3 protein-coding genes and 1 tRNA gene are annotated in these 1,787 nt (G+C 39.1%); 1 reads left to right on the top strand and 3 read right to left on the bottom strand.

All coding sequences use genetic code 11. The features are described from left to right. Nucleotides 1-364 precede the first annotated feature (364 nt). Both ACXM1Q_RS09170 and ACXM1Q_RS09175 read right to left on the bottom strand, forming a co-directional pair. Nucleotides 365-565, bottom strand: coding sequence for a hypothetical protein (locus ACXM1Q_RS09170; RefSeq protein ID WP_458517793.1), 201 nt, complete (start codon nucleotides 563-565; stop codon nucleotides 365-367). A 51-nt stretch (nucleotides 566-616) separates the two neighbouring features. Then, a complete protein-coding gene (locus tag ACXM1Q_RS09175; RefSeq protein WP_458517794.1) occupies nucleotides 617-1,207 on the bottom strand; it encodes a hypothetical protein in 591 nt (196 codons plus the stop codon). A gap of 168 nt (nucleotides 1,208-1,375) precedes the next feature. Between ACXM1Q_RS09175 and ACXM1Q_RS09180 the strand changes: the two genes are divergently transcribed. Next, nucleotides 1,376-1,446 (top strand) — tRNA-Cys (locus ACXM1Q_RS09180). A 199-nt stretch (nucleotides 1,447-1,645) separates the two neighbouring features. Here the strand turns inward: ACXM1Q_RS09180 and ACXM1Q_RS09185 are convergent. Continuing rightward, nucleotides 1,646-1,787: transposase (locus tag ACXM1Q_RS09185; RefSeq protein ID WP_458517795.1), on the bottom strand; the 142-nt coding region annotated here is incomplete at its 5' end.

Here is a 1,787-nt window from a genome sequence, read left to right on the forward strand (position 1 = left end):
TTTCGTAGTTGCTTCCTTACTTGATTTGGCATTCTATCCACCTCCTTTAGCCTAAGTATAGCAAAAAAAGGATTTCGAAAGCTCAATTTAGGAGCTTTCGAAATCCTTAACTTAATGACATTGCCTCAAAAGAGGTCGCCTTTATTGAAAATTGGATAAACAACTATCCTAAAAAATGCTTGGGCTACAAGTCGCCGAAGGAATTTCTTCTGGGTGGCTAACTTGAACTTGAAATTTAGGTTCCTTTTTCAAATTCTTCTTGTGACTCTACACAATTAGGCTTCAAATAAATTCGTTCACAGGACTTATCTGAGAATAACCCGAGATAGATATATTTACTAGAACATAATGGTATCCAACCGAACTAATGTGATTCTCCACTAAGATTTAAAGTCCCATCACTAATTGTCAAGGTATTCCATTTAAGGGACATCGTTCCATACCGTTGACTTCCCCACTCTCCATTACTTGTTATAGCAATACGAGTTATCTTCCCATAATCTTCCAGAACTTCTTGATAAGACCGATGTTGTCTATCCCCAGCAAAAATCGTAGGTACCGCCATGCTCGCCAAAATCACTACATGAACGATGCTTTTCTTTTTTCAGAATTTTCGCTAGTTTCTATAGAAAATATAGGGTTCAAAAGCCTCCTGCGGAGCATCATATTGTGGCTGGATAAAAATCCGATCCCTTGTTTCATCTGACACATAAGTCCGCACACTTGTGGCCAACGGCTGACCTGCAGGTACATAATAGTAGACAGGTGGACTAGCTACAACTTCGGCAAGCGTCCAAGTTCCCTCTCCTAATTGCTTAACGGTAAAAGAACCCGTACCATTCGTCAATGTCCCCCCATCCACTGTAAAGGAACCCATTGCACTTGACCAAGAACCCTGAATAACAGGAATTGTTGCACCACTTGTAGCCTCACCAACAGCCGAAGTTTCTTCTTGCTTAGAAGAAGAGACACTAGCTTCTTGACTAGACTTTTCAGCCTGAGAAGTACTTGTTTGGGATTCTACCATCAATTCTGTACTTGAACTTGCTTTGGTAGAAGAAGCATCCTTTTTAGATGACGATGACTGCTTAGCTGACGATGCTACTTGTTTTTGACTGGATGAAGTGCTTGGTTCAGCCTCTTTCTTTTGACCACAAGATACCAAAACCAAACTTGCTAATGCTAAAACCATGATTTTCTTGTTCATAAAACACCTCTATCTATAAAAAATCGGAGAGTCCGCCCAAGCTATTCCCTCGATTCCTATCTATTCAGTACAAATCTAGTATACTAATAATCAGATATAAGAGCAAGAAAAAGCCGAAAGTTGGCAGTTGACGTCCATCACAATTTAGTGTAAAATATTCTTTGTTGCGGCGGTATAGCCAAGTGGTAAGGCACGGCTCTGCAAAAGCTTGATCGTCGGTTCAAATCCGTCTACCGCCTTTTATAACCCTTTTTATCTGAATTTATACCAACAGAAAGCCCGAGAAATCGCAATGTCATTAAGTTAGGGCGGCTGATAAAGACTTCAATGAAACACAATTGACTGATTGGGGCAGAATCCAAGAATCAATTGTGTTTTTTTCGTTTTTTGAGCACACTGAAGATGAGGTTGCTATCCTCTCATTTTTTATTGGTATAGTCATTTAGTTTTTAAACAGTATGTTATTGCATCAGTTATAGAGTCCATTTTACGAAGTAATTCTGTAACTGATTTTTTTAAAATAGCCCAGCTTTTTTCAATAGGATTTAATTCTGGAGAATACGGTGGTAGAGGTAAAAAG

Source organism: Streptococcus sp. 10F2, assembly GCF_054331515.2.

Bases quoted from the DNA above. Each gene is read 5' to 3' on its own strand.
- ACXM1Q_RS09170 (WP_458517793.1), bottom strand. From the start codon at position 565: ATGGCGGTACCTACGATTTTTGCTGGGGATAGACAACATCGGTCTTAT.
- ACXM1Q_RS09175 (WP_458517794.1), bottom strand. From the start codon at position 1,207: ATGAACAAGAAAATCATGGTTTTAGCATTAGCAAGTTTGGTTTTGGTA.